Origin of the sequence: Microbacterium sp. CGR1 (assembly GCF_001266755.1) — a bacterium.
Classification (GTDB): Bacteria; Actinomycetota; Actinomycetes; order Actinomycetales; family Microbacteriaceae; genus Microbacterium.
The window spans coordinates 2,672,156-2,694,078 of sequence record NZ_CP012299.1 but is presented as its reverse complement, the minus strand read 5'-3'; the positions used below and the strand labels follow the sequence as shown (position 1 = coordinate 2,694,078).

General features: G+C 68.3%; 19 protein-coding genes and 1 pseudogene. 4 read left to right on the top strand and 16 right to left on the bottom strand.

Translation table 11 applies throughout. From position 1 onward, the window contains the following. Position 1: 1 nt before the first annotated feature. Positions 2–1,363: an MFS transporter gene (locus AKG07_RS13055; RefSeq protein WP_053098317.1), complete on the bottom strand. Its 1,362-nt coding sequence runs from the start codon at positions 1,361–1,363 to the stop codon at positions 2–4. Positions 1,364–1,467: 104 nt separating this feature from the next. Between AKG07_RS13055 and AKG07_RS13050 the strand changes: the two genes are divergently transcribed. Then, a complete protein-coding gene (locus tag AKG07_RS13050; protein ID WP_053098316.1) occupies positions 1,468–2,229 on the top strand; it encodes an alpha/beta fold hydrolase in 762 nt (253 codons plus the stop codon). A gap of 63 nt (positions 2,230–2,292) precedes the next feature. Here the strand turns inward: AKG07_RS13050 and AKG07_RS13045 are convergent, their stop codons facing one another. The 14 genes and pseudogenes from AKG07_RS13045 to AKG07_RS12980 all read right to left on the bottom strand — a co-directional run bounded on the left by AKG07_RS13045 (position 2,293) and on the right by AKG07_RS12980 (position 17,540). Beyond that, on the bottom strand, positions 2,293–3,210 hold the full coding sequence (locus tag AKG07_RS13045) for a hypothetical protein (protein ID WP_053098315.1): 918 nt from the start codon (positions 3,208–3,210) through the stop codon (positions 2,293–2,295). A 261-nt stretch (positions 3,211–3,471) separates the two neighbouring features. Then, positions 3,472–3,861, bottom strand: coding sequence for a monovalent cation/H(+) antiporter subunit G (mnhG, locus tag AKG07_RS13040; RefSeq protein ID WP_053098314.1), 390 nt, complete (start codon positions 3,859–3,861; stop codon positions 3,472–3,474). After that, positions 3,858–4,127, bottom strand: a complete 270-nt coding sequence (locus AKG07_RS13035; RefSeq protein ID WP_053098313.1) for a monovalent cation/H+ antiporter complex subunit F — start codon at positions 4,125–4,127, stop codon at positions 3,858–3,860. The genes mnhG and AKG07_RS13035 overlap by 4 nt, the downstream gene beginning before the upstream one ends. Then, the gene (locus AKG07_RS13030) at positions 4,124–4,711 is read right to left on the bottom strand and encodes a Na+/H+ antiporter subunit E (RefSeq protein ID WP_053098312.1); all 588 of its coding nucleotides are present in this window, start codon (positions 4,709–4,711) and stop codon (positions 4,124–4,126) included. The genes AKG07_RS13035 and AKG07_RS13030 overlap by 4 nt, the downstream gene beginning before the upstream one ends. Continuing rightward, positions 4,708–6,261, bottom strand: a complete 1,554-nt coding sequence (locus tag AKG07_RS13025; protein WP_053098311.1) for a Na+/H+ antiporter subunit D — start codon at positions 6,259–6,261, stop codon at positions 4,708–4,710. Before AKG07_RS13025 ends, AKG07_RS13030 begins: the two co-directional genes overlap by 4 nt. A 263-nt stretch (positions 6,262–6,524) precedes the next feature. Then, a pseudogene (locus tag AKG07_RS13020) lies at positions 6,525–7,025 on the bottom strand (Na(+)/H(+) antiporter subunit C); the annotation flags it as partial. Continuing rightward, complete coding sequence (locus AKG07_RS13015; RefSeq protein ID WP_053098310.1) at positions 7,025–9,967, bottom strand: Na+/H+ antiporter subunit A; 2,943 nt, start codon at positions 9,965–9,967, stop codon at positions 7,025–7,027. The gene AKG07_RS13015 and the pseudogene AKG07_RS13020, both read right to left, overlap by 1 nt. Before the next feature lie 180 nt (positions 9,968–10,147). Next, a complete protein-coding gene (locus AKG07_RS13010) occupies positions 10,148–10,864 on the bottom strand; it encodes a GntR family transcriptional regulator (RefSeq protein WP_053098309.1) in 717 nt (238 codons plus the stop codon). 5 nt (positions 10,865–10,869) lie between these two features. Continuing rightward, positions 10,870–11,883 carry an aldo/keto reductase gene (locus tag AKG07_RS13005; RefSeq protein WP_053098308.1) on the bottom strand — a complete coding sequence of 338 codons (1,014 nt, stop codon included), beginning with the start codon at positions 11,881–11,883 and terminating at the stop codon, positions 10,870–10,872. Further along, complete coding sequence (locus tag AKG07_RS13000) at positions 11,880–13,028, bottom strand: mandelate racemase/muconate lactonizing enzyme family protein (protein ID WP_082297937.1); 1,149 nt, start codon at positions 13,026–13,028, stop codon at positions 11,880–11,882. The genes AKG07_RS13005 and AKG07_RS13000 overlap by 4 nt, the downstream gene beginning before the upstream one ends. Beyond that, positions 13,028–13,891: a carbohydrate ABC transporter permease gene (locus AKG07_RS12995; RefSeq protein WP_053098307.1), complete on the bottom strand. Its 864-nt coding sequence runs from the start codon at positions 13,889–13,891 to the stop codon at positions 13,028–13,030. The genes AKG07_RS13000 and AKG07_RS12995 overlap by 1 nt, the downstream gene beginning before the upstream one ends. Next, positions 13,884–14,846: a carbohydrate ABC transporter permease gene (locus AKG07_RS12990; protein WP_232224506.1), complete on the bottom strand. Its 963-nt coding sequence runs from the start codon at positions 14,844–14,846 to the stop codon at positions 13,884–13,886. The genes AKG07_RS12995 and AKG07_RS12990 overlap by 8 nt, the downstream gene beginning before the upstream one ends. Before the next feature lie 13 nt (positions 14,847–14,859). Beyond that, the gene (locus AKG07_RS12985; protein WP_233277270.1) at positions 14,860–16,116 is read right to left on the bottom strand and encodes an ABC transporter substrate-binding protein; all 1,257 of its coding nucleotides are present in this window, start codon (positions 16,114–16,116) and stop codon (positions 14,860–14,862) included. Positions 16,117–16,196: 80 nt separating this feature from the next. After that, positions 16,197–17,540, bottom strand: a complete 1,344-nt coding sequence (locus tag AKG07_RS12980) for an alpha-L-fucosidase (protein ID WP_053098304.1) — start codon at positions 17,538–17,540, stop codon at positions 16,197–16,199. A gap of 86 nt (positions 17,541–17,626) precedes the next feature. On the opposite strand from AKG07_RS12980, the gene AKG07_RS12975 reads away from it, so the two are divergent. The 3 genes from AKG07_RS12975 to AKG07_RS12965 are packed head-to-tail and all read left to right on the top strand — an operon-like array spanning position 17,627 to position 20,841. Then, positions 17,627–18,955, top strand: coding sequence for an alpha-L-fucosidase (locus AKG07_RS12975; protein WP_053098303.1), 1,329 nt, complete (start codon positions 17,627–17,629; stop codon positions 18,953–18,955). 15 nt (positions 18,956–18,970) lie between these two features. Beyond that, the gene (locus AKG07_RS12970) at positions 18,971–19,297 is read left to right on the top strand and encodes an L-rhamnose mutarotase (protein WP_053098302.1); all 327 of its coding nucleotides are present in this window, start codon (positions 18,971–18,973) and stop codon (positions 19,295–19,297) included. A 47-nt stretch (positions 19,298–19,344) separates the two neighbouring features. Next, positions 19,345–20,841 carry a hypothetical protein gene (locus AKG07_RS12965; RefSeq protein ID WP_053098301.1) on the top strand — a complete coding sequence of 499 codons (1,497 nt, stop codon included), beginning with the start codon at positions 19,345–19,347 and terminating at the stop codon, positions 20,839–20,841. A gap of 20 nt (positions 20,842–20,861) precedes the next feature. Here AKG07_RS12965 and AKG07_RS12960 read toward each other — a convergent pair whose 3' ends face one another. Then, the gene (locus AKG07_RS12960) at positions 20,862–21,923 is read right to left on the bottom strand and encodes a LacI family DNA-binding transcriptional regulator (protein WP_053098300.1); all 1,062 of its coding nucleotides are present in this window, start codon (positions 21,921–21,923) and stop codon (positions 20,862–20,864) included.

Genomic DNA, 21,923 nt, shown 5'->3' with positions numbered 1-21,923 from the left:
CTCAGTCTGGAGCAGGCGTGGCGGATGCTGCGGCGCGGCGTGCGATGAGCCAGATGCCGATCGCTGCGGCGAGGAAGATCGCGGCGAGGATCACCCAGCCCACGAAGCCGAAGGTGATCGCGGTGGCGTTCACGACGATCGGCGACGCCAGGGCTCCGAGCGAGAATCCCATGCCGAACACGCCCTGATAGGCGCCGGCTCGGACAGGATCGGCGAGCTCGAAGCTGAGACCCCAGGCTCCGGCCTGCGACAGGATCTCGGCGAACGTGTGCGCGATCATGCCGACGATGAGGATGACGATCGCCGCCCATGCCGGAAGCCCCGCGGCGAGCGCGTAGATCAGGCAGGCGGAGACCATCAGCCAGCCGGCGATCATCGTCACCCTGCCGGCGATCCGCAGGTCGTGCGTGCCACGGGAGGCACGCACCTGGAACAGCACGACCAGCGCGGTGTTGACGATCAGGAGCACTGCGAACGTGGCATCCGGGGCGTTCGTGTACTCGCTGATCCACAGCGGCACCCCGAGTTCCGCGACTCCGAACTGCATGCCGAAGATCGCCGAGAGCGCGCTCAGCAGCAGGTACCTCGGGTCCCGCCACGGTGAGCGGCGGTTCCAGTCCCTGCGCTCGGCGGATGCCGCGGCCGTGGCGTGCGTGTCGATGGATCCCGTTTCCGTCAGCTGAGCCGCGGCTCGGTTGCGCGGCGGCGCGTCGACGGCCGATGTCAGCCGCAGGAGGGAGAGCGAGCCGAGCGCGCAGACGGCGCCCGCGCAGGCGATGACGACGCGGTAGGCCTCGGGTGTGCCGAGAGCCAGAGCGATCGCGCCGAATCCGGAGCCTGCCGCGATCGCGAGGTTCGTGACCGTGCGCAGCACCGCACGCGCGTGCACCCGCCGGTCCGGCGCGAAGCCCCGGGCGATGATCGCGGAACGAGCGGAATACCCCAGCGAGTCGAAGAAGCCCGAGAGGCTGGCGAGGACGAGCGCCGACACGAAGTCTCCGACGAACGCGTATGCGGCGAGCAGCACGCCACCCGCCATCTCGAAGCCGAAGGCGAGGCGTCGGGCGCTCCACCGATCGGCGAGCCAGCCGCCGAGGAGCGACCCGACCACCCCGCATCCGCTCGACACGGCGAGCACCACCGCGGCGTGCGCGGGCGAGAGGCCGATGATCTGCGTGAAGAACAGCACGGTGACCGCGAGGAAGACGCCGCGGCCGATGCGTGAGACGGCCGTCGCGGCGACGAGCGCGCGCAGCACCGGATCGCGCAGCCCGTCGGCGATGCGCGCGATGACACCCTTGGGCGAGCCTGATGTCTCGCCCTCCGACTCGATCTGATCGGGATCGGGGTTCGGCGAAGACACCCTTCATCCTCGCACGACGCAGGCTCGCCCCTCGTCGCACACCGGCGTACGGCATGCGTGGATCCCGGTTCGTCGCAGGGGTCCCACTCGGTTAGCGTTGAGGTGTGGTCTCCAGCTATCTCGCCCCGAAGGGCACCCCCGTCACGCTGCTCGAGTTCGAGCACGCGGGCGCGACGCTGATCGCGGAGACCTTCGGCGACGGACCGCACACCTTCCTCCTGCTGCACGGCATCGGCATGGGACGCAGCGTCTACCTCGACGTCGTGCAGCGACTGAAAGGCCGGGTGATCGCAGTCGACCTGCCCGGTTTCGGCGAAGCACCCGAGCCCGCTCGCACCTTCACCATGGAGCGTCACGCCGACCTCGTCGCCGCGTACCTCCGTCATGCCGACGAGGGCCCCGTCGTCGTCATCGGGCACTCGATGGGCAGTCAGATCGCCGCGGAGCTCGCCGCCCGGCATCCCTCCCTCGTCGAGGGCGTCGTGCTCGCCGGTCCGACCGTCAACAAGGCCGCACGGAATGTCGCAGCGCAGGCGAGCTATCTCCTCACGGACCTGGTCGGCGAGCGCCCGCTCGTGATCTGGCGCGGTGCCCGCGAATATCTGCGCGGCGGCCCCCACCTCATCCGCAAGATCCGGGCGACCATCGTGCACGAGCCGGAGAAGGCGTTCGCGCGCATCGATCAGCCTGTGCTGGTGCTGCGCGGGGAAGACGACCCGCTCGCTCCGATGACCTGGTGCCAGGAGATCATCGACGAGATCCCGGGGGCCGATCTGCAGGTCATCCCGGATCACGGCCACGGCACGTTGATCAGCGACTCCGAGCCGGCCGCGCGGCTGATCCAGAGCTTCGCCGACGGGCTCTGACCCGCCGCCCCGCACTTTTCCGTTCACAACTCAGCATGAACGCATGTGAGCCCCGTGATTCCGCTATTCGACCGCCGCGCCGCGGCGATTCCTGCTGAATTGTGAACGACGTGCGTCTACGAACCTCGGTCCGAGTGCAGCGATGACCTGCTCGAGAGCCTGCCTCACAGACGCCTGGTCACCGAAAATGTCTTTCGCAAGGGGCCGGACGGTCACGAAGCCGAGTCGGGCCGCGGCGATATCGCGCTCGCGATCCTGCATCTGCTTCTCCCACCCCTCGTGGAACTCCTTGCTGTCGCACTCGATGATCAACCAGCCGTCCACCACGAAGTCGACGTACCCGACGCCTTCGAGGTACACCTGGGTCTCATAGGCGACGCCCATCGTCCGGAGCAGCAACCGCATGAATGTCTCTGAGCCCGAGCCCGCCGACGGGTCGACCAGTGCGAGCAGCGGGCGGAATCGGGCGGGTAGAGCAGCGAACATCGTGACCAGATCTTCGCGGGTCAGGAGTCCGTGATGAAGCACACTGTCCAAGGTGGCAAGCGCCTCGCGCGGAGCCTGGCAGAGCACGGAGTGCGCGACGGCATCGATCAACGGAGCCGCATGAAGGCTCTCGCGAACGCTGGTCAGCGCCTTCCAATGGAGCACGACCTTTCCGTCCCTCGCCACACGTAGACGAGACGAACCCGGAGTCACGAGCACATGGAGCTCTCGGCAACGGAACACGAAGACACCGAGAAGGGCGAGGAGAGACAAGCATGAGACCCGCCCGCCGATGCGGACAGCCTCGACGATGTCCCGGTGCGTCGACGGCAGCGCATATCGATCGCGGCGCACGTGCTGGAGTTCTCCTCGGGCCACTGACTCGGCGATGAGACGCCCCGTGAGCCCTCGGTGCACCAGATCCGATCGACTGAAGACCGTGCGCGAATAGGTGTCTCTCGCGCGCTGAACGACCGTCTTCTGCTTATTCCCCATCGCAGAAGTGTGCAGACAAGGGACGGTGTCGATGTGCGTCGTCCAAGCAACAGTGGATGACTTGCACGGAACAGGGTTCCGTGTAGGAGAAGAAGCAATGACCGGTGTCGTTCACTACTCAGCATGGATCGCGTATCGAGCAGCCCTGAAGCCCCTTTGGCCCCACCGGCACAGGCTCATGCTGAATTGTGAACCGCAAGCGGCCCCGCACCGGCGTAAGACGTGCGTGGCGTCCGTCTCAGCGCAGCTGCGAGCGTGCGATCAGCCGGCGGCCGGCGGGGTCTGCTTCGACTCGGCGAGCTCGTCGACGACCAGGCTGCGCTCGTCGGTGGTGCCGTTGCGATACGCCTGCCGCCCGACGATGTGCGCGGACAGCGGCGCGGTGGCGAACTGCATGAGCACGACCGGGGCCACGAGCGCGAGCCCGAACAGGATTCCGCCGACCGTGCGCTGAGACAGCGCGATCGCGAGGCAGATGAGGATGAGGCCGAGCACCTGCGGTTTGGTCGCGGCGTGCAGCCGCGACGGCACGTCGCGGAATCGCAGCAGCCCGACCGCCGCCGACAGGCAGAGGATCGCGCCGAGCAGGATCAGCACGAGCACCGCGACGTCGATGACCACGTCGGGAATGGCGAGACCGAACACGTTCATGGTGTCGTGTTGTCCCTTCTGGCCACGAACCGGGCGACCGAGATCGAGCCGAAGACGCCGACCGCGGCGATGATCAGCATCACCGGGATGTTGCGGGTGTGGCCGTTGATGGCCATCTCGGCGCCGAGCACGCACATGACCTCGGTGAGCAGCACGTCGGAGGCCACCGCCCGGTCGAGGATCGAGGGCCCCCGCACGATGCGGATGATCGTCAGGATGGCGGCGACGCCGAAGACGACCATGATCGCGAGCATCAACACATTCATCGGGCACCTCCGCCGGCGCGCGCCGCACGTTCGTCGGCCTTGAGGGCACGGTACTGCGCCGGGGCTCCGAGCGCACGCACGACCCGTCGCTCCCAGCGCAGCACGCCTTCGCGCTGCTTCTCGACATCGGCCATGCTGCGCACCCCGATCACGTGCAGATACAGCACCTGCCGGTCGCGATCGGCCTCGACGACGAGCGACCCGGGAACCAGCGACGACACCACGGACACGTGCGTCATCATCAGGTCGTCGGCGTAGCGCAGAGGAACGGCGATGATCGCGGCGCCGGGCTGATGCCGAAAGTCGAACACCTGCAGGGTGACCGCGACGGCGCCGCGGAGCACGGCGAAGAGGAACTGCACGATGAGCAACGCGGCGAACCAGATGTTGATGCGTCCGGAGAGCTCGACGGTGGGCAGCCGGAAGACACGGGTGACGAACACCGCGATGACCAGGCCCGAGACGAACGCCAGCACCGTGAACTGCCCCCACAGCAGCATCCAGAGCACGACGAGCCATGCCAGGAACGGCAGCTGCACGCGGATGTCCCGCCAGAAGTGGCGGCCGGTCTCGGTGGGGCTCATCCTTCCACCTCGTCTTCCAGCTGCACGAGGGTGACGGGGTCGAGCAGCGCCGCACCGATGCGGTCGCACAGGGCATACAGCGGGCCCGCGAACACGGTGAGCGCGATCGTGACCCCGACCATCCCGGCGGTCGCGATGGTCATGATCCGGGGGATGCGGCGACGCTCCTGCTGCTCATCCGCGGCCGGGGCGTTGCCGAGGTACGAGATGCGCCCCTCGGTCTCGGTCGAGTCGTCCTCCTCGCGCCAGAACGCGAGGTTCCATGCTCGCATCAGCGCGTAGAGCGTGAGCAGCGAGGTGACGATGCCGCCGAAGATCAGCACGAGCATCAGCGGCGTTCCCACGGAGGCTGCCGCTTCGAACAGCGCGAACTTGCCGATGAAGCCGGAGAAGGGCGGCAGTCCGCCGAGGTTGATCGCGGGGATGAAGTAGAGCACCGCGATCACGGGCGCGACCTTGAGCAGTCCCTTCACGCGCAGGATGGACGTGCTTCCCGCCCTGCGCTCGATGAGACCGACCGCGAGGAACAGCGTCGTCTGCACGATGATGTGGTGGACGATGTAGTAGACCGTCGCGCCGATCGCCGCGGGGGTCGCTATCGCGAGGCCAAAGATCATGTAGCCGACGTGGCTCACCAGCGTGAACGACAGGATTCGTTTGAGCTCGGCCTGTGCGACAGCGCCGAGCACGCCCACGATCATGGTCGCCAACGCGATGATCAGCAGCACGGTGTCGATGCTGTTCTCGGCGAACAGCTGCGTCTCGGTGCGGATCAGCGCGTAGACGCCGACCTTGGTCAGCAATCCCGCGAACACCGCAGTGACGGGCGCCGGTGCCGTCGGGTACGAGTCGGGCAGCCAGAACGACACCGGGAAGATCGCGGCCTTGATGCCGAAGGCGATCACCAGCATGAGGTGCAGCACGAGCTGCGTCTCCTGCGGGAGCTCGGTCATGCGCTCGGCGATCTGGGCCATGTTCACGGTGCCGAGGGCACCGTAGATCATCGCGATCGAAGCGAGGAACAGGATCGACGAGACCAGCGAGACGACGATGTAGACGGCACCCGTGCGGATGCGGGACTCGGTGCTCCCGAGCGTTATCAGCACGTACGACGCCACGAGCAGGATCTCGAATCCGACGTACAGGTTGAAGAGGTCGCCCGCGATGAAGGCGTTGAAGATGCCGGCCGCGAGGATCAGGTACGACGGGTTGAAGATCGAGATCGGGGTCTCGTCGGTGCCGTCCGCGGCACCCTGACCGATCGAGAAGAGCAGGACCGCGAGCAGCACGATGCTCGAGATGAGCACGAGGAGCGCCGCGAGCCTGTCGACGTAGAGCACGATGCCGAAGGGCACCGGCCACCCGCCGACCGAGACCGCGAGCGGCTCATCCGCATCGACGACGACCAGCAGCACGGCCGCGATGACCGAGACGATCGCGAGCGTGGCCACCGTGACGAAGGCCTGGAGGCGCGGATTGCGGCCGAAGATCAGGGTCACGGCGGCGCCGAGCAGCGGCAGGGCGACGAGCAGGGGGACGAGGGCGCTCATCGGCGGTCCTCCCCATCGTCGGTGTGCTCGGGTGCGCTGTCATCGGATGCCGTGTCAGCCGCCGTATCTCGAGCGGCGTCCGCCGCATCGGTCTCGTGGGCGTCCGACGCGTGCGTGTCGGCATCCGTCCGGAAAGCCGACGAGTGCGTCGAGTCCTCGGCGTCGTCGTCGGGCGGTGCCGACTCCCCGTCGAGGACGGCCGCGCCTGGACCGGCATCCACATCGGGATCCTGGTCGGACGCCGCGGACACGGCTCGAGGCGGGGTGGGCCGGTCGGTCGGAGCGTCGTCGTTGATCGCGGCGTGGTCGCGCATGTGCAGCACGGTGATCGGCGACGTCTGCACGCCGACGAAGTCCGTGGTCGCCTCGTCGTCCGCCGCGTCGGCCTCGTCGTCCATGAGGTCTTCGTCGGCATCGGTGCGCTCACGGAGAGCGATGTCGGCCTCGTCGTCCTCGACGGTGTCGGCCTGGCCCAGCTGCCACGAGCGGTAGATGAGGGCGAGGAGGAACGCCGAGACGGCGAAGGTGATGACGATGGCGGTCAGGGTGAGCGCCTGGGGCAGCGGGTCGCTGAGCTCGCCCTCGGTTCCGAAGAAGGGCGCGTTGCCGGGCACTCCCATGACGATGAGGAGCAGCAGGTTCGTCGCGTTGCCGAGCAGCAGGAAGCCGATCAGCACGCGGGTGAGACTGCGCTCGAGCATCGCGTAGACGCCGCAGGCGAAGAGCACGGCCATGATCACGATCAGGGTGAGGGAGACATCCATCAGAGTGTCACCCCTCGCTCGCGGAACTCCTGCGCCTGACGGTCGACCTCGGCACCGAGGCTGCGCAGTACGTCGAGCACGAGGCCGATCACGACCAGGTACACACCGACATCGAAGATGGTCGAGGTGACGAACTCCATGTGGCCGATGCCGGGGACCTCCCACTCCCAGAAGTTGCTGGTGAGCGGCGCCAAGCCGAAGAACAGCGGCACGACCGCCGTGCCGACGGCGAGGATCAGACCGGCACCGAGCAGTCGCCCGGCATCCGTGGGTGCGGCAGCGCCCAGCTCCCAGCGTCCACCGGCGACGTAGCGCATGACGAGCGCCATGCCCGCGACGAGACCTCCGGCGAAGCCTCCGCCTGGCAGGTTGTGGCCGGAGAAGAGCAGGAAGATCGACACGACGATGATCGTGTGGAAGAGGATGCGGACGATGACCTCGAGCAGGATCGACCTGTTCTCGGGCTTCATCTTCGGGCCGCCGACGAGCCAGGCGCGGGGGCTGCTCTCGTTCTCGTCGGTCTGGAAGCGCACGCCCTCGGTCGTCTCGACAAGCGGGCGGCTGAGCGTGCGACGGCGGCGCGCCTTGGGCAGCGTCTTCGTCGCGGAGAGCATGTCGGCGCGGTGCGTGACGAACACGAGAGACGCGACACCCGTGGCGGCGAGCACGAGCACCGAGAGCTCGCCCATCGTGTCCCAGCCGCGCAGGTCGACCAGGGCGACGTTCACGACGTTCTTGCCGTGACCGATCTCGTACGCGAGCTTCGGGAACGCGGCGGAGATCGGATCCGCGACGCGGGACTGGGTCGCCACGATCGCGACCAGCGCCATGGTGAGCCCGACCCCGACACCCAGCAGCGCGCGGGGAATGCGCCCGACAGAGGCGTTGTGCTCGCCCATCCGCGCGGGCAGGCGACGCAGCACCAGTGCGAAGGTGACCATCGTCACGGTCTCGACGAGGATCTGCGTGAGCGCGAGGTCGGGGGCGCCGCTGGTCGCGAACAGCACGACCATCCCGAGACCGGTGATCGACACGAGGACGACGCCCGTGTATCTCTTCTGCGCGCGCACGGCCATGACGCCCGCGGCGGCCATCATCGGCGCGACCACGAGCTGCGTGGGCGTGTGCCAGGCCGAGAGCTGGAAGCGATCGATGTCACTGGCGACGAGCGCCGTGATCTCGGCGGCGACGAACACCACGAAGATGGTGCCGACGTAGACCGGCAGAGAGCCGCGCTGGGTGAGCGTCGTGCTCAGCACCGAGAGTCGGTCGATACCGCGCATGACCAGGTAGTAGACGTCTGCGGCAGTGAAGCGGATCAGTCGCGCCTTGCGGTCCCATCCGGTGCGCAGCGTGAGGAGGAAGACGGCGGCGCCGAGCAGGATCGACAGGATCGAGATGCCGAGCGCCGGCTCGAGACCGTGCCAGAGCGCGAGATGCCCGGGTCCTTCCGCGGCGACCCCCTCCGCATCGAGGCCCGGGGTGGCTGTGAGCGCGTATCCCTGGAGCGCGACGTCGAGAGCCGGTGCTCCGATGCCTGCGGCGAGCGTGAGCCCGGCGAGGATGATCGGCGCCGAGAGGAATCCGACGGGCGGGTCGGGCCAGGCGGTGTCGGGAAGGCGATCGCCCGCCGCATCGCGCTTGGTCCAGAAGGCACCCCAGAGGAAGCGGATGCCATATGCCGCCGTGAGCATGGATCCCAGGCTGACGCCGATGATCGCGACGAGCCCCCAGGGCGAGCCGTGCAGTGCGTCGTCCAGGAGCGCCGTGAGGGTCGACTCCTTCGCCACGAATCCGAGGGTCGGTGCGATGCCGGCCATCGATGCGATGGAGATGAATGCCGCTGTCGCCATGACGGGAGCCTGACGCCCGACGCCGCTCAGCTCGGTGATGTCTCGCGTCGACAGCTGACGGTCGATCACGCCGACGATCAGGAACAGCGCCGACTTGAACAGCGCGTGCGCGATCACGAGTGCGAGACCGGCCAGCGCGCTCGCCTGGGTGCCGTAGCCGATCACGACCGAGAAGAAGCCCAGCTGGCTGACGGTGCCGAAGGCGAGGATGCGCTTGAGGTCGGTCTCGCGCAGCGCCTGGATGCCGCCGATCAGCATCGTCAGGATGCCCAGCGAGATGATGATCGGCCGCCACGGGCCGGTGAACGCGAAGATCGGGGCGAAGCGCGCGATCAGGTAGATACCCGCCTTGACCATCGCCGCGGCGTGCAGGTAGGCGCTCACGGGAGTGGGCGCCGCCATCGCACCGGGCAACCAGAAGTGGAAGGGGAAGATCGCGGACTTGCTGATCGCGCCGACGAGGAGCATGACGACGGCGGCGTCGACGATGGCACCTGTGGGTGCGATCTCGAGGATCTCGCGGATGCTCGAGGTGCCCGCATCGACCACGAGCAGCACGACTCCGACGAACATCACGAGCCCGCCGAGAGTGGTGACCAGGAGCGCTTGCAGTGCTGCTCGTCGGCTGGCGGCGCGGCGTCGGTAGTGCCCGATGAGGAGGTACGAGAGGATGCTCGTCACCTCCCAGAACATCACGAGCATGACGAGGTCGTCGGTCAGGACGAGGCCGTACATCGCACCCGCGAACCCGAGCAGCACGCCCGCGAACTGGCCGATGCCGGCGGAGTCGTCATGGAAGTACCAACGGCAGTACAGCAGCACGAGAGCACCGACGCCGGTGACGATGAGCGTCAGCACCCAGCCGAGCACGTCCATGTTCATGGACAGATTCAGTCCGAGCTGCGGGATCCACGCGACCGAGACGAAGGGCGTCGGTCCGTCGAGCACCTGAGGGGTGAGGACGAGGGCGTGGATGAATGCCGCGGCGGGAATGAGAGCCGCGATGGCGAATGCCTGGGATCCCAGCCAGCGCACCAGAACGGGCATCAGGATCGACCCGAGGAGGAACACGGCGAGGAGCGTCAGCATATACGCGGCTCCTCAAAGCTCGTCGGCCGGGGGCGGCGCAGGCGGGCGGGCGGGTGTCGATATCGAGTTTACCTTGATATTCCGCGCTTCAGGGTCGATCGTGTCGGCGCCCGACCATGCAAATGGTCGGTTTCCCCCGGATTTTCGGGCACTTTGCGCGATCTCGCACGCAGAATCAGATCATTCGGATGCGTTCTCAGCCTGCCGAGCGAGCGCCGGACCGAGACGGTCGTACGAGTTCGCGATGTGCATCCTCATCGCCGCGGCGGCGGCTTCGGGGTCGCGTCGGCGCAGCGCGTCGAGGATGCTCTCGTGCTCGCTCACAGTGTCGTCTTCGAAGTCGTGGCGGAAGTTCAGCCGGTAGAGGTGCATGTGCGCACGCAGCCGCACGATGGCCTCCGACAGCAGCGGACTCTGCGCACTCTCCGCGATCAGGTGATGGAAGTGCAGATCCTCGTCGATGAACCGCCGGTAGTTGCGGAAGCGCTCGTCCTCATCGGGTGCCGACGCTGTACGCATCGTCACCACGGACTCCGCCAGCTCGGTCTCGGTCTCGTGGTCGAGATGCGCCGATGCACGCCGCGCCGCCTCCGGCTCCAGCAGCTCGCGCATGTCGTACAGATCGCGCAGGCCCGCCGCGTCGAGCAGAGGAGCTGCGACATAGCCCTTCAGCGCCCGCTTCGCGACGAGCCCTTCGGACTCGAGCCGCGTCAGCGCCTCGCGCACGGGCGTCGGAGACACGTCGAGGTCGCGGGCGACCGCGTCGATGTTGACCTTTGCTCCCGGTTCGATGACCTGGTCCATGAGCAGGCCGAGCACCGCGTCGTACACGTCGTCGACGAGCGCGCGCCGTGCCGGAAGCGGCCTCGGTCCGCGTGCCTCGTCGTCGCCGAACATGAGTCTCATCGTAGGGGGTGCCCTTCGTCGGCGATCAGACCGCGATCACGCAGATCGTCCCAGACCGCCGCGGCGACCGGGCGTGCGACGAGACGGCTGTTGCGCGCGACCTGCTCCGCGCTGGCACCGCCCATCACCACCGCGCCCACGGCGGGATGCGTCAGCGGATACTGTGCGGCCAGTTCGGGGAGTGTGGTGCCGTGATGCCGGGCGACCCGGGCGATCGCCTGAGCCCGGGCGAGCACCGAGCGGTCCGCGGGGCCGTAGTCGAACGTGGCATCGTGAGCGGGAGCATCCGTCGCGAGGATTCCCGAGTTGAAGACGGCGGCGGCGAGCACCGTCACCTCGCGCTCCCGGGCGATCGGGAGCAGGTCATCGGCGGCCGACTGGTCGAGCAGCGTCCAGCGCCCGGCGACCATCATGACGTCGGCATCCGTCTCCTGCACGAACCGCGTGAGCATGCCGCTCTGATTCATGCCGGCACCGAACGAGCGGATGACGCCCTGGTCCCGCAGCTCGCTCAGGGCGGGGAAGGCACCCTCGAGCGCCTCGCGCTCGTGCTCATCGGGATCGTGCACCAGAGCGATGTCGATGCGGTCGAGTCCGAGGCGCTCGAGCGACTGCTCGACCGAGCGCAGCACGCCGTCGCGGGAGTAGTCGCGCACGCGCCGATGATCCGCCGGCACGTCGAACAGGTTGTCGAGGTCCGAGCGGCCCGCGGCATCCTGCGGAACCAGCAGGCGTCCGACCTTGGTCGAGACGATGTACTCCTCACGCGGGAGCTCGCGCAGGCTCTCGCCGAGGCGTCGCTCGGCGAGGCCGAGACCGTAGTGCGGCGCGACATCGAAGTACCGCACGCCGCCCTCCCACGCGGCCGGCACGATCCGCGGCCACTCCCGGTCGTCCAGCGCCCGGTAGAGATTGCCGAGCGCGGCAGCCCCATAGGCGACAGGCGGGGCGAGAAGCCCTCCGCGTCCGATCGCGACGGGCTTCGCTGCGGTGGAGGCAGGCGCACTCATGACACGATCAGCCGGCCCAGGGCGTCATCGTTCCAGGGGATGCCGAGGCCCGCCTGCGTCGGCGCCCACCCGCGACCGTTCTCGATGCGGATCTCGCCCGTCGTGACCGCTCGCAGCTGCGGGATGTGCTCGAGGTACAGCGCGTTGGGGATCGCGCAGACGAGGGAGACGTGGAGCTCCATGAGGAAGTGCGGCGCGACGGGGGCGTTGAAGGACTCGGCCAGATGCGCGATCTTGAGCCACGGAGTGATCCCGCCGACCCGGGCGACGTCGGCCTGCACGATCGACGCGCCGCCACGCTGCAGGTGCTCGCGGAAGTGACCGAGCGAGTACATGCTCTCGCCGACCGCGATCGGCACCGACGTCGAGCGCGCCAGAAGACGATGCCCCTCGACGTCCTCCGCAGGCAGGGGCTCTTCGAACCAGAAGACGTCGACCTGCTCGAACAGCCGGGCTCGACGCACGGCTTCGGCGACCGTGAACGACTGGTTCGCGTCGACCATGATGTCCATGCCGGGTCCGACCGCGTCGCGCACGGCACGCAGTCGCTCGAGGTCCTGGTGCCCTCGCGGCATGCCGACCTTGATCTTCACGCCGCCCATGCCGCGCTCCTTGGCGGCGACCGCATGGGCGACGAGTTCGTCGGTGCGGAAGTGCAGCCATCCGCCCTCCGTGTCGTACACGGGCACGGAGGGCGACGCGCCTCCGGCGGCGACCCAGAGCGGGAGTCCGGCGCGACGGGTCTTCGCATCCCAGACCGCGGTGTCGACCGCGGCGAGCGCGAGTGCCGTGATCGGCCCGACCGTGGTGGCGCGAGTGATGCCGAAGAGTGCGAGCCACAGCGCTTCGGGACGCTCGGCCTCGAGCCCGATCAGAGCGGGCAGCAGCGTCTCGCGCAGCATGCTGAGCACCGCCCCGCCGCCGGTGCCGATCGTGTAGCTGTAGCCGATGCCCTCGGTGCCGTCGGCGGTGCGCAGCCGCACGAAGATGGTCTCCTGCTTGACGAACGTCTGCAGGGCATCCGTGCGCTCGGTCTCCACGGGCAGGTCGCACAGCTGCGCCTCCGCGTGCACGATGCGGCTGCCGGCCGTCGCGTCCGCGACGGCCTCCCGCAAGGGCTTCGTGGTGTGGTGTGTCGTGGTCATCAGCGTCCTCCGAGTCCGCCCAGGGTGACCCCCTTGATGAGCTGCCGTTGCAGCAGCAGCACGAGGATCAACGAGGGGATGACGGCCAGTGTCGATGCGGCCATGAGCAGCGACCACTGCGTGCCGAACTGACCGGTGAACATGCCGAGCCCGAGGGGCACGGTGGCCATGTCCTGCGTGTTGATGATGATCAGCGGCCACAGGTACGAGTTCCAATAGCCGATGAACGAGAACACCGCGAGCACGCTGAGCGGGGCGACCAGCTGCGGCAGCAGCACCGACCACAGGGTGCGCAGTCGCGAGGCGCCGTCGATCAGTGCCGCCTCCTCGTACTCCATGGGGATGGTGAGGAAGAACTGCCGCATCAGGAAGGTGCCGAACGCGGTGAAGGCGAACGGGATGATGAGGGCCGCGTAGCTGTCGTTCCATCCCCAGCTGTTGATCATGATGAAGAGCGGGACGACGAGCACCTCCTGCGGCAGCACGAGAGTGAGCACGAACAGCAGGAAGAGCTTGTCGCGGTACTTGAACCGCAGTCGAGAGAAGGCGTAGGCCGAGAGCACGGCGACGATCACCGAGAGGACGGCGCCGAGGATCGCGACGAACAGGCCGTTGAGGATGAAGCGTCCGAACGGCACGACGGTCCACGCCTCGACGAAGTTCGCCCAGCGGATCTCCGATCCGAAGATCTGCGGGGTGGCGGTGAAGACCTCGTTCTCGGGCTTGAGCGCCGTGAGGAACATCCAGATGAAGGGGAACGCGAAGATCAGCGCGACCACGGCGATGGCTGCGGTGTTGAGCCACTCCTTGAGCGACTCACGGCGCTGTCGCGCACGACGGGGCAGGCTCACGACGTCACTCATAGTTCACCCACCTGCGCTGGCCGACGAACTGCAGGGCCGTGATGAGCATCACGACGAGGAAGAGGATCCACGCGAGAGCGGATGCATAGCCGAGCCGATCGAAGACGAATCCGTTGCGGTACAGGTACAGCACGAAGGTGTTGGTGCTCTCTCCCGGCCCTCCCTGCGTGAGGAAGAGCGGCTGCACGAACACCTGGAACGCGCCGATCATCGTCATCGTGGAGCAGAAGAACAGCGACGGCGAGAGCAGCGGGAGGATGATGAAGCGCAGTCGCTGCCACGCCGAGGTGCCGTCGATGCGAGAGGCCTCGAGCAGTTCCTTCGGGATGGCGCTGAGTCCGGCCGACAGGACGATCACGTTGTAGCCGAACGACTGCCATACCGACATCGCGATGACCGAGGGCAGCGCCCACGCCGAGTCCGACAGCCAGTTCGGTCCGTCGACGCCGACGGTCGCGAGCATCGAGTTGACGAGACCGTCCTGCGAGAGCAGGAGTCGCCACACCAGCGCGTTGGCCACCATGGGCGTGATCACGGGCAGGAAGAAGATGACCCGCCACGCCCCGGCCGCCTTCATGCGCGTGCTGAGCCACAGCGAGATGGTGAGGGCGACGACCAGATTCAGCGCCGTGTACACGATCGCGAAGATCAGGGTGTTGCCGAGCACCGTGTAGAACGTCGGGTCGCGGAACAGCTTGACGTAGTTCTCGAAGCCGATGAAGTCGGGGCTGCCGAACAGCTTCCAGTCGAACAGGCTGATGAAGGCCGACCCGAACAGCGGAGTGAGGATGAAGAGGACGAACCCGATCATCCCGGGTGCGAGGAAGGCCACCGCCACCCAGGCTTGGCCGCGCCGTCGCGGGGGGCGGGGAACCCGCGGGGCGGGAGCGCCGAAGGGCACTCCCGCCGCGCCGGGCACGGGAGAGGAGGCCGTGGCCTCTCTCCGCTCGCTCATGATCGCCATCCGCTCAGCCCGCGACCGAGTTCTGGATGGTCTCCATGATCTCCTCCGCCGTCAGCTCACCCCGGTAGCCCTGCACTCCGTACTGGGTCATCAGGGTCTCGACCTGGTTCCAGGTCGGGGTGGTGCGCTGCGGGGTCGCATCGGCCAGCAGAGCCTCGACGACCTCGGCCGCACCCTCGGTCTTGCCCTCAGCCCAGGCCGGGAGCGCCTCGATGCGCGCCGGAACGATGCCGCGCGCCTCGGCCTGCTTCTCCTGCACGGACACCGAGGTCAGTGCCTCGATCGCCGCGAACGCCTCGTCCGGGCGGTCGCAGTTGGCCGCGATGCCGAAGCCCGAACCCGCCGTCATCGCGGCGGCCTCGCCGCTGGTCGACGGGACGATCGTGACGCCGAGCGTGAAGTCGGCGGCGTCGGCGAAGCTGCCGTACATCCACGGACCTTCGATCAGCATCGGCACCTCGCCCGAGGTGAAGGCCTGCTGCGAGACCTCCGAGCCGTCCGCCGCCTCGGGGGCCTTGGCGACCTGCTCGACCGACACCAGGTCGAAGAAGCTCTGGATCTGGTCGACGAAGTCGGGGTTCGTGAGGTCGAGCTCGCCGTCCTCGGTCACGGCCGGAACGCCGTCGGCGAGCGACCAGGCGTTCGGGATGAAGATGCCGGGTGCGAGCGCGAGGCCCTTCTTGTCGCCGTCGGTCAGCGCCTTCGCATCCGCGATGAACTGATCGCGCGTGTACTCGGTGCCGGGCAGTTCGAGACCCGCGGCCTCGAACGCCTCGACGTTGTAGAACAGCACGATCGGCTCGGCGTCGTAGGGGATCGCCCTGATCGTGCCGTCGACCGTCATGCCGCTGAGCATGGATGCGTCGATGTTCTCGATGTCGAAGTCGGACTTCTCGATCAGGTCGTCGAGCGGCATTAGCAGGTCGCCGAGCTCCTGCGCGCGGGCCGCCTGCGTGGTCAGCAGGCAGGGCGGGTTCGAGCCGCTGAGGCGGGTCTTCACCTTGGTCCAGTAGTCCGAGAAGCTGGGCCCCTCGACGGTGATGTCGAGGTCGGGATCCTCGGCCTGGGCGCCGTCGATGAAGTCAGCCCACTGCGCCTGATCGCCCTCGCTGGCGGCCCACGTGTAGAGCACGAGAGGGCCGCCGGCGTCGCCGCCTCCTCCTCCCGAGCCGCTGGCACAGCCGGCGAGGGTGAGAGCGGTGAGGCCCGCGACGCCTGTCAGGATGAGACGCTTCGCGCGTCGGGATGAGAGTGCATTCATTCTGTCTGCCTCCTTCATTGGATGCTGATTCGATGCGATGGGTGAGGGGGTGCTGCTCGGGGGTTCGGGTCGTGCTCGGGTCACTCGGAGAAGTCGATGGCGACGACGTCGATCAGGGCGCCGCTCGGTGCGGGGGCGACGATGCGCAGCTCGCCCAGGTCGTCGCCGGCGATCGAGGCCTCGTGCACCTCGAAGCTCGCGTCATGCTGCAGCTCGATATCGTCGGCCAGGCGGTGCACCCGGGTGATGCGACGCACGGGCAGGCCCCGCACGATGATCTCGTCGACCGGCACCGCGGTCAGATGCAGGTAGAGGCGTCCGGCGCGCGCGGTCGTCGGCCCGTGGAAGTCGATGCCGACGGTGGGCTCGACACCGATCACGGACTCGGCGTGCGCGTGCATCCATCCCGCGAACTCGCCCAGCCGCTCCTGTTCGACCACCGGCAGCGCACCGTCGGGACCGGGCCCCACGTTGAGCAGCAGATTGCCGCCGCGGGCGACGACGTCGATGAGGGTGACGAGCAGCGACCGCGCGGACTTCTCGTTGTCCGGCCCCGTGCGCCATGCCCAGTGATCGCCGATCGTGAGGCACAGCTCCCACGGACCTGTCGGCGGGGTGAGCGGGAAGCCCTGCTCGGGGGTGCGGTAGTCGCCCTGGCCGGGCAGGCGGTCGTTGATGACGACATCGGGCTGCAGCTCCTTGATCAGGCGGCGCAGTGCCGGCGCCGTCCACTCGACGGCGGAGCGCTCCCAGTCGCCGTCGAACCAGAGCAGATCGATCTGCCCGTAGTTGGTGAGGAGCTCGGTCAGCTGCGCCCGCACGTAGTCGAGGTAGCGCGACCACTCCTCCGGACTCGACCGCCGGTGGCGATCGGTCGCGTCGGGGGTGTCGGCGAACTCGGCGAGGCCCGCGGCGGGCCAGTGCTCGAGCTTGTACGGCCGGTCCTCATCGCGGAATGCCGGATAGTCGGGGTGGTTCCAGTCGGGGAGGCTGTAGTAGATGCCGACCTTCAGGCCTTCGGCGCGCACGGCATCGACGAACTCGCGGGTGATGTCGCGACCGAAGGGGCCGTGCTGCACGCCGAAGTCGGACTCCTCGGTGAAGAACATGTTGTATCCGGCATGGTGACGTGCCGTGAAGACGAGGTAGGTGGCTCCCGCTTCGCGGGCACGACGCGCGAGATCTGCGGCATCCCAGTTCACGGGGTCGAACGTCGGAGCCGTCGCCTGGTACTCGGCCACGGTCACGGCGTCTTCCACGGCATCCTCACCCGGGATGATCGATCGTCCGACGAGGGGCCAGGAGATCTCGATGCCCTGCTGCGATGCCTGGTCCCAGTGCACGAAAAGGCCGAAGCCTGCGCCGCTGAACCACTCCCCGCCGGGGATGCGCTCTGTGGGGCGTCGGAAGCGTGCGTCTGTCATCGAACCTCTCCTTTGAGTCCAAGATTTCCTATAGGATACGTGATAGACGAAACCGTTCACAAGGGTGTGATGAAAGGTGCCTACCGATGGCGATGTTCGAAACCGATCCTGTTCGTCCCGAGACCTACCGCGAGTTCGAGCGACCGCTTCCCGAGTGGTTCCGCGGCGCCGCACTGGGGATCTTCGTGCACTGGGGGCCGTACTCGGTTCCCGCCTGGGCAGAGCCCACCGGTGAGCTCGGCGCCGTGCCACGGGACGAGTGGTACGCCCACAATCCCTATGCCGAGTGGTACGCCAACACCATGCGCATCGAGGGCTCGCCGACCCACCGGCATCACGAGGAGGTCTACGGCGGGGCTCCTTATGACGACTTCCTCGATGCCTGGAAGGCCGAGGAGTTCGACGCCGACGAGGTGCTCGCCGTGGTCGCGGCGACGGGCGCGCGGTACTTCATCCCCACGACCAAGCACCACGACGGCGTCACGCTCTGGGACGCACCGGGAACGGATGGGCGCAACACCGTCGCCCGTGGCCCTGGACAGGACCTCATCGGAGCCTTCGCCGACGCGACGCGCGCGGCCGGCCTCCGCTTCGGCGTGTACTACTCGGGCGGTCTCGACTGGCACTTCTCCGACCTGCCGCCCATCGACCATGACGGCGCCCCCGCCCCCGATGACCTCGCCTACGCGGAATATGCGCACGACCACGTCATCGACCTGATCGACCGCTACCGTCCCGACATCCTCTGGGGTGACATCCGGTGGCCGGCTGCGGGAATCGAGCCGGGGCCGAAGAGCATCGCCCACGCCTTCCAGAGGTTCTACGCGCAGGTTCCCGAGGGCGTCGTCAACGATCGCTGGGGCGAGTCCCACTGGGACTTCCGCACCAGCGAGTACGTGCACGGCACCGCAGTCGAGGTCGGCGAGGCGTGGGAGAACACCCGGGGGATCGGACTCTCGTTCGGCCACAACCGCAGGGAGACGAGCGAGCACCTGCTGTCGGCGCACGAGGCCGTGCTTCTGCTCGTCGACGTGGTCTCACGCGGCGGCAACCTGCTGCTCAACATCGGCCTCGAGGCGTCCGGCCGCATCCCCGATCTGCAACGAGAGACCCTCGAGGGCATCGGCCACTGGAACAGGCAGTACGGGCACGCCCTGTTAGGTGCGCGACCGGAAGAGCGGATGCCGGCGTCCGACGACCCCTGGCTGCGCTGGACACGCACGGATGACGCGGTGCACGCGGTCGTCGACCGGAACGGACACGTCGAGCTCCCCGATCCGCACGGCCTGCTCGACGAGAGCAGCGCACGGATCGGAGAGCATCCGGTGATCGCGGAACGCGTCGATGGTGCCATCCTGGTCGAGGTGGCGGACGCGACGACCCCGGTCGCGATCTCGTTCCAGCCCAGGGACTGACGGAAGGACCCTCTCATGCGCATCGCTCTGCACTCCGAGATCCGCGACGGCGCGGTCGACGACTACCGCACGAACCACGCCCGCATCCCGGATGCTCTCGCCGAGACCTTCGCGCGCATCGGCATCCACGACTGGACGATCTGGAGGTCGGGCCGGCGCCTGTTCCACCTGGTCGACTGCGATGACTGGGATGCCGCGGTCGCCGCGCTCGAGGACGATCCGGCCGACCACGCCTGGCAGGCCGACATCGGTCGCTTCGTCGAGCTCTTCCGCGACGAAGACGGCGCCGAGGGCACCGCTCCCCTGGAGCAGGTCTGGGATCTGAGGTCGCAGGTCTCCTGACCGCCCCGCTGCCCGGGTCTGCCGCGGGCTCGTGGCAGAGTAGCCCCGTGACTCGGACGTGGGTGCGCGAGCTGGCCGGCTGGATGTGCGCTGCCGCCGTGTCGATCGTCACCGCATCCGTGGTCGCGTCGTCAGCCCGGTCCGACCTGCTCTTCCGAGACGGCGATTCGCTGGTCGTCGCGATGCTCGCGCGGTCGCTGCTGTCGGGAGAATCGCTCGACTGGGCGATGTCGAGCGTGCTGTTCCTGCCCGAGACCGCGGCGTTCACCGCGATCGACGCCGCCGTGCCTGCGACGGTGAACGGCCTCTTCGCGATCAGCGCGGTCGTCAATCTCCTCGCCCTCTATGGAGCCATCCGGCTCGTCGCCGGCCGCGGCCGCGCGGGCTCTGCGCCCGTCACCTGGTCCGTCGTCGCGCTCGGGGTGTTCGGCATGCTCGCGATGACCGATGTCTCGGCGTCGCGAGAGGCGCTCGACCTCGCATCCCTGCAGCTGACGACCACCTACTACTCGGCGACCGTGATCGGCGTCGTCATCACGGTCGGCATCGTTCGGCGCGTGATCGACGACGGCCGCCTCAGAGCCTCGCCGTCGATCGCTCTCGGCGCCGTCGCGCTCTTATCGGCTCTCTCGAACCCGCTGTACGCGGTGTGGGTGACCCTCCCCCTCGCGATCATCCTGGGCATCGCCGCCGTGTCGCCGTCGCGGCGTGCGCAGATCCTCGCCCTCATCGCGGTGCTGCTCGCCGGCACCACCGCGGGCTTCCTGGCTCGTCTTCCGTTCGCGGCATGGATCGCGAACACCGGCGTCGGCTACGCGCAGCCCGACCACTGGCACGAGTCGGTCGACTATTACGCACGGCTCATCGCCGAACGCGGCCAGAGCCTCCCCGGGCTGATCGGGCTGCTGGTCACCGTCGCCCTCATCGTCTTCGCCGTCGCGAGAACGGCGCAACAGGGCGACCCGGGAACCCGTCTCGTCGCCGCGATGGCCTGGGCGGCACCGATCGTCGTCATCGGGGCGATCGCGCTGGGCACGCATGCCGCGCGCTACCTGCAGCCTCTCGTCTTCGCTCCGGTGCTCGTGCTCGTCGCGTCACCTCGCGTGCTTCGCCTCCCCGCCCGACTGCGTCGTTCGACAGCTGCCATCGTCGGCGTGGTGCTTCTCGTCGTCGGCGGCCTCAGCATCCCGCGCCTGACGGACGCGACCACCCGGCCGGACCCCGATCTCGCGTGCGTGACGGACTGGGTCGACGCCACCGGTCGCACGGGCGCCGGACAGTTCTGGACCGTTCGTCTGCCCGCACTGCATGTCGCAGACCCCTCGCGCCTCGTCCAGGTCGATCATCAGCTCAACGGCTACGCGTGGCTGGTCAACCGCACGGACTTCGCAGTCGGCGAGGTGTCCTTCCTCGTCGAGGATTCGCAGACCGTGCCGTGGGATCTTCCGCAGGCGGTGCAGCCTGAGCGTGTGGTCGAGTGCGGCCGGTACTCGATCCTGGACTTCGGCAGTCAGACCCTGCCCCTGGGGCCGCAGCGCAGCTGAGCGAGACCGCAGCGACCCGGTCAGCGGGTTGGTGCCGCGGTGGTCGTTCCCTCGCGGAACCGGCACGTGAGGTGCAGGGTCTGGCCGGGTTCTCCTCGGAGCATCCGCGCGACCTGCTCTCCGGCGGCGCGCCCCTTCTCGACCGCCGGCTGCACGCTGGTCGTGAGCACGAGGTCGCCGAGCCCATCGGCGGCGATCCCGTCGAAACCCGCGACCGACAGGTCTTCGGGCACGCGCAGTCCCAGCTCCTCCGCGGCGCGGATGATGCCGACGGCGATCAGATCGCTCTGAGCGAGGATCGCCGTGGGCCGCGTCTCGGCATCCGCCAGCAGATGCCGTCCGGCGAGGAGCCCCTCGTCGATGAAGCTGCCTCCGGCCGAGATCGCGGGCGCGTCGGGAAAGATCTCGCGCATGCCGGCGAGGCGATCGATGGTCACATCCACCGTCGCCGCGTCGATTCGCTCCTGAGTGACCGGTCCCCGCTCGCGACGGGTGTCGAGCGGCAGCGTGACGAGTGCGACGTCGCGGTGCCCGAGGTCGCGCAGGTGACGTGCGACGTCCGCGGCCGCCGCAGAATTGTCGAGCAGGATCTTCGGGATGCCCTCTCCCGCGTCGCCCTCGATCACGACGACCGGCAGGCCCCGGCTGCGCACGATGTCGAGCGACGCCTTGGCCCGCCCCGAGCACCCGATCAGCACGACCGCATCGACGGGTGCGTTCGAGAGAGACGACTCGTCGTCGCCCGGCTCGTCGCGCATCAGCAGGATGCCGGCACTGAGCTCGGCCATCCCATCGGTCAGGCCGTCCATCATGGCGGTGGTCACCGGGTCGAGGAACGCCGCACGCAGGTGCCCCTCGAGAACGACTGCGACGATGCCGCTGCGTCCTCGACGCAGCGATGCGGCGCGCGGGTCGGGACCGGCATACCCGAGGGCCGCCGCTGCGGCGAGCACCCGCTCGCGCGTGGCCGGCGCGACGTTGGCCTTGCCGCTGAAGACGACGGATGCCGTCGACGTGGCAACTCCCGCCTCGCGTGCGACATCGGCGATCGTCGCTCGGCGCGGGCTGTCGTGGCTCGTCAT

Coding starts and splice junctions, on each gene's coding strand:
- AKG07_RS12990 (WP_232224506.1), bottom strand. CDS start 14,846: ATGAGCGAGCGGAGAGAGGCCACGGCCTCCTCTCCCGTGCCCGGCGCG.
- AKG07_RS13045 (WP_053098315.1), bottom strand. CDS start 3,210: ATGGGGAATAAGCAGAAGACGGTCGTTCAGCGCGCGAGAGACACCTAT.
- mnhG (WP_053098314.1), bottom strand. CDS start 3,861: ATGAACGTGTTCGGTCTCGCCATTCCCGACGTGGTCATCGACGTCGCG.
- AKG07_RS12960 (WP_053098300.1), bottom strand. CDS start 21,923: ATGACGAGCCACGACAGCCCGCGCCGAGCGACGATCGCCGATGTCGCA.
- AKG07_RS12985 (WP_233277270.1), bottom strand. CDS start 16,116: ATGAATGCACTCTCATCCCGACGCGCGAAGCGTCTCATCCTGACAGGC.
- AKG07_RS12975 (WP_053098303.1), top strand. CDS start 17,627: ATGGCGATGTTCGAAACCGATCCTGTTCGTCCCGAGACCTACCGCGAG.
- AKG07_RS13005 (WP_053098308.1), bottom strand. CDS start 11,883: ATGAGTGCGCCTGCCTCCACCGCAGCGAAGCCCGTCGCGATCGGACGC.
- AKG07_RS13030 (WP_053098312.1), bottom strand. CDS start 4,711: ATGAGCCCCACCGAGACCGGCCGCCACTTCTGGCGGGACATCCGCGTG.
- AKG07_RS13025 (WP_053098311.1), bottom strand. CDS start 6,261: ATGAGCGCCCTCGTCCCCCTGCTCGTCGCCCTGCCGCTGCTCGGCGCC.
- AKG07_RS13010 (WP_053098309.1), bottom strand. CDS start 10,864: ATGTTCGGCGACGACGAGGCACGCGGACCGAGGCCGCTTCCGGCACGG.
- AKG07_RS12970 (WP_053098302.1), top strand. CDS start 18,971: ATGCGCATCGCTCTGCACTCCGAGATCCGCGACGGCGCGGTCGACGAC.
- AKG07_RS12980 (WP_053098304.1), bottom strand. CDS start 17,540: ATGACAGACGCACGCTTCCGACGCCCCACAGAGCGCATCCCCGGCGGG.
- AKG07_RS12995 (WP_053098307.1), bottom strand. CDS start 13,891: ATGAGTGACGTCGTGAGCCTGCCCCGTCGTGCGCGACAGCGCCGTGAG.
- AKG07_RS13015 (WP_053098310.1), bottom strand. CDS start 9,967: ATGCTGACGCTCCTCGCCGTGTTCCTCCTCGGGTCGATCCTGATGCCC.
- AKG07_RS13000 (WP_082297937.1), bottom strand. CDS start 13,028: ATGACCACGACACACCACACCACGAAGCCCTTGCGGGAGGCCGTCGCG.
- AKG07_RS13035 (WP_053098313.1), bottom strand. CDS start 4,127: ATGAATGTGTTGATGCTCGCGATCATGGTCGTCTTCGGCGTCGCCGCC.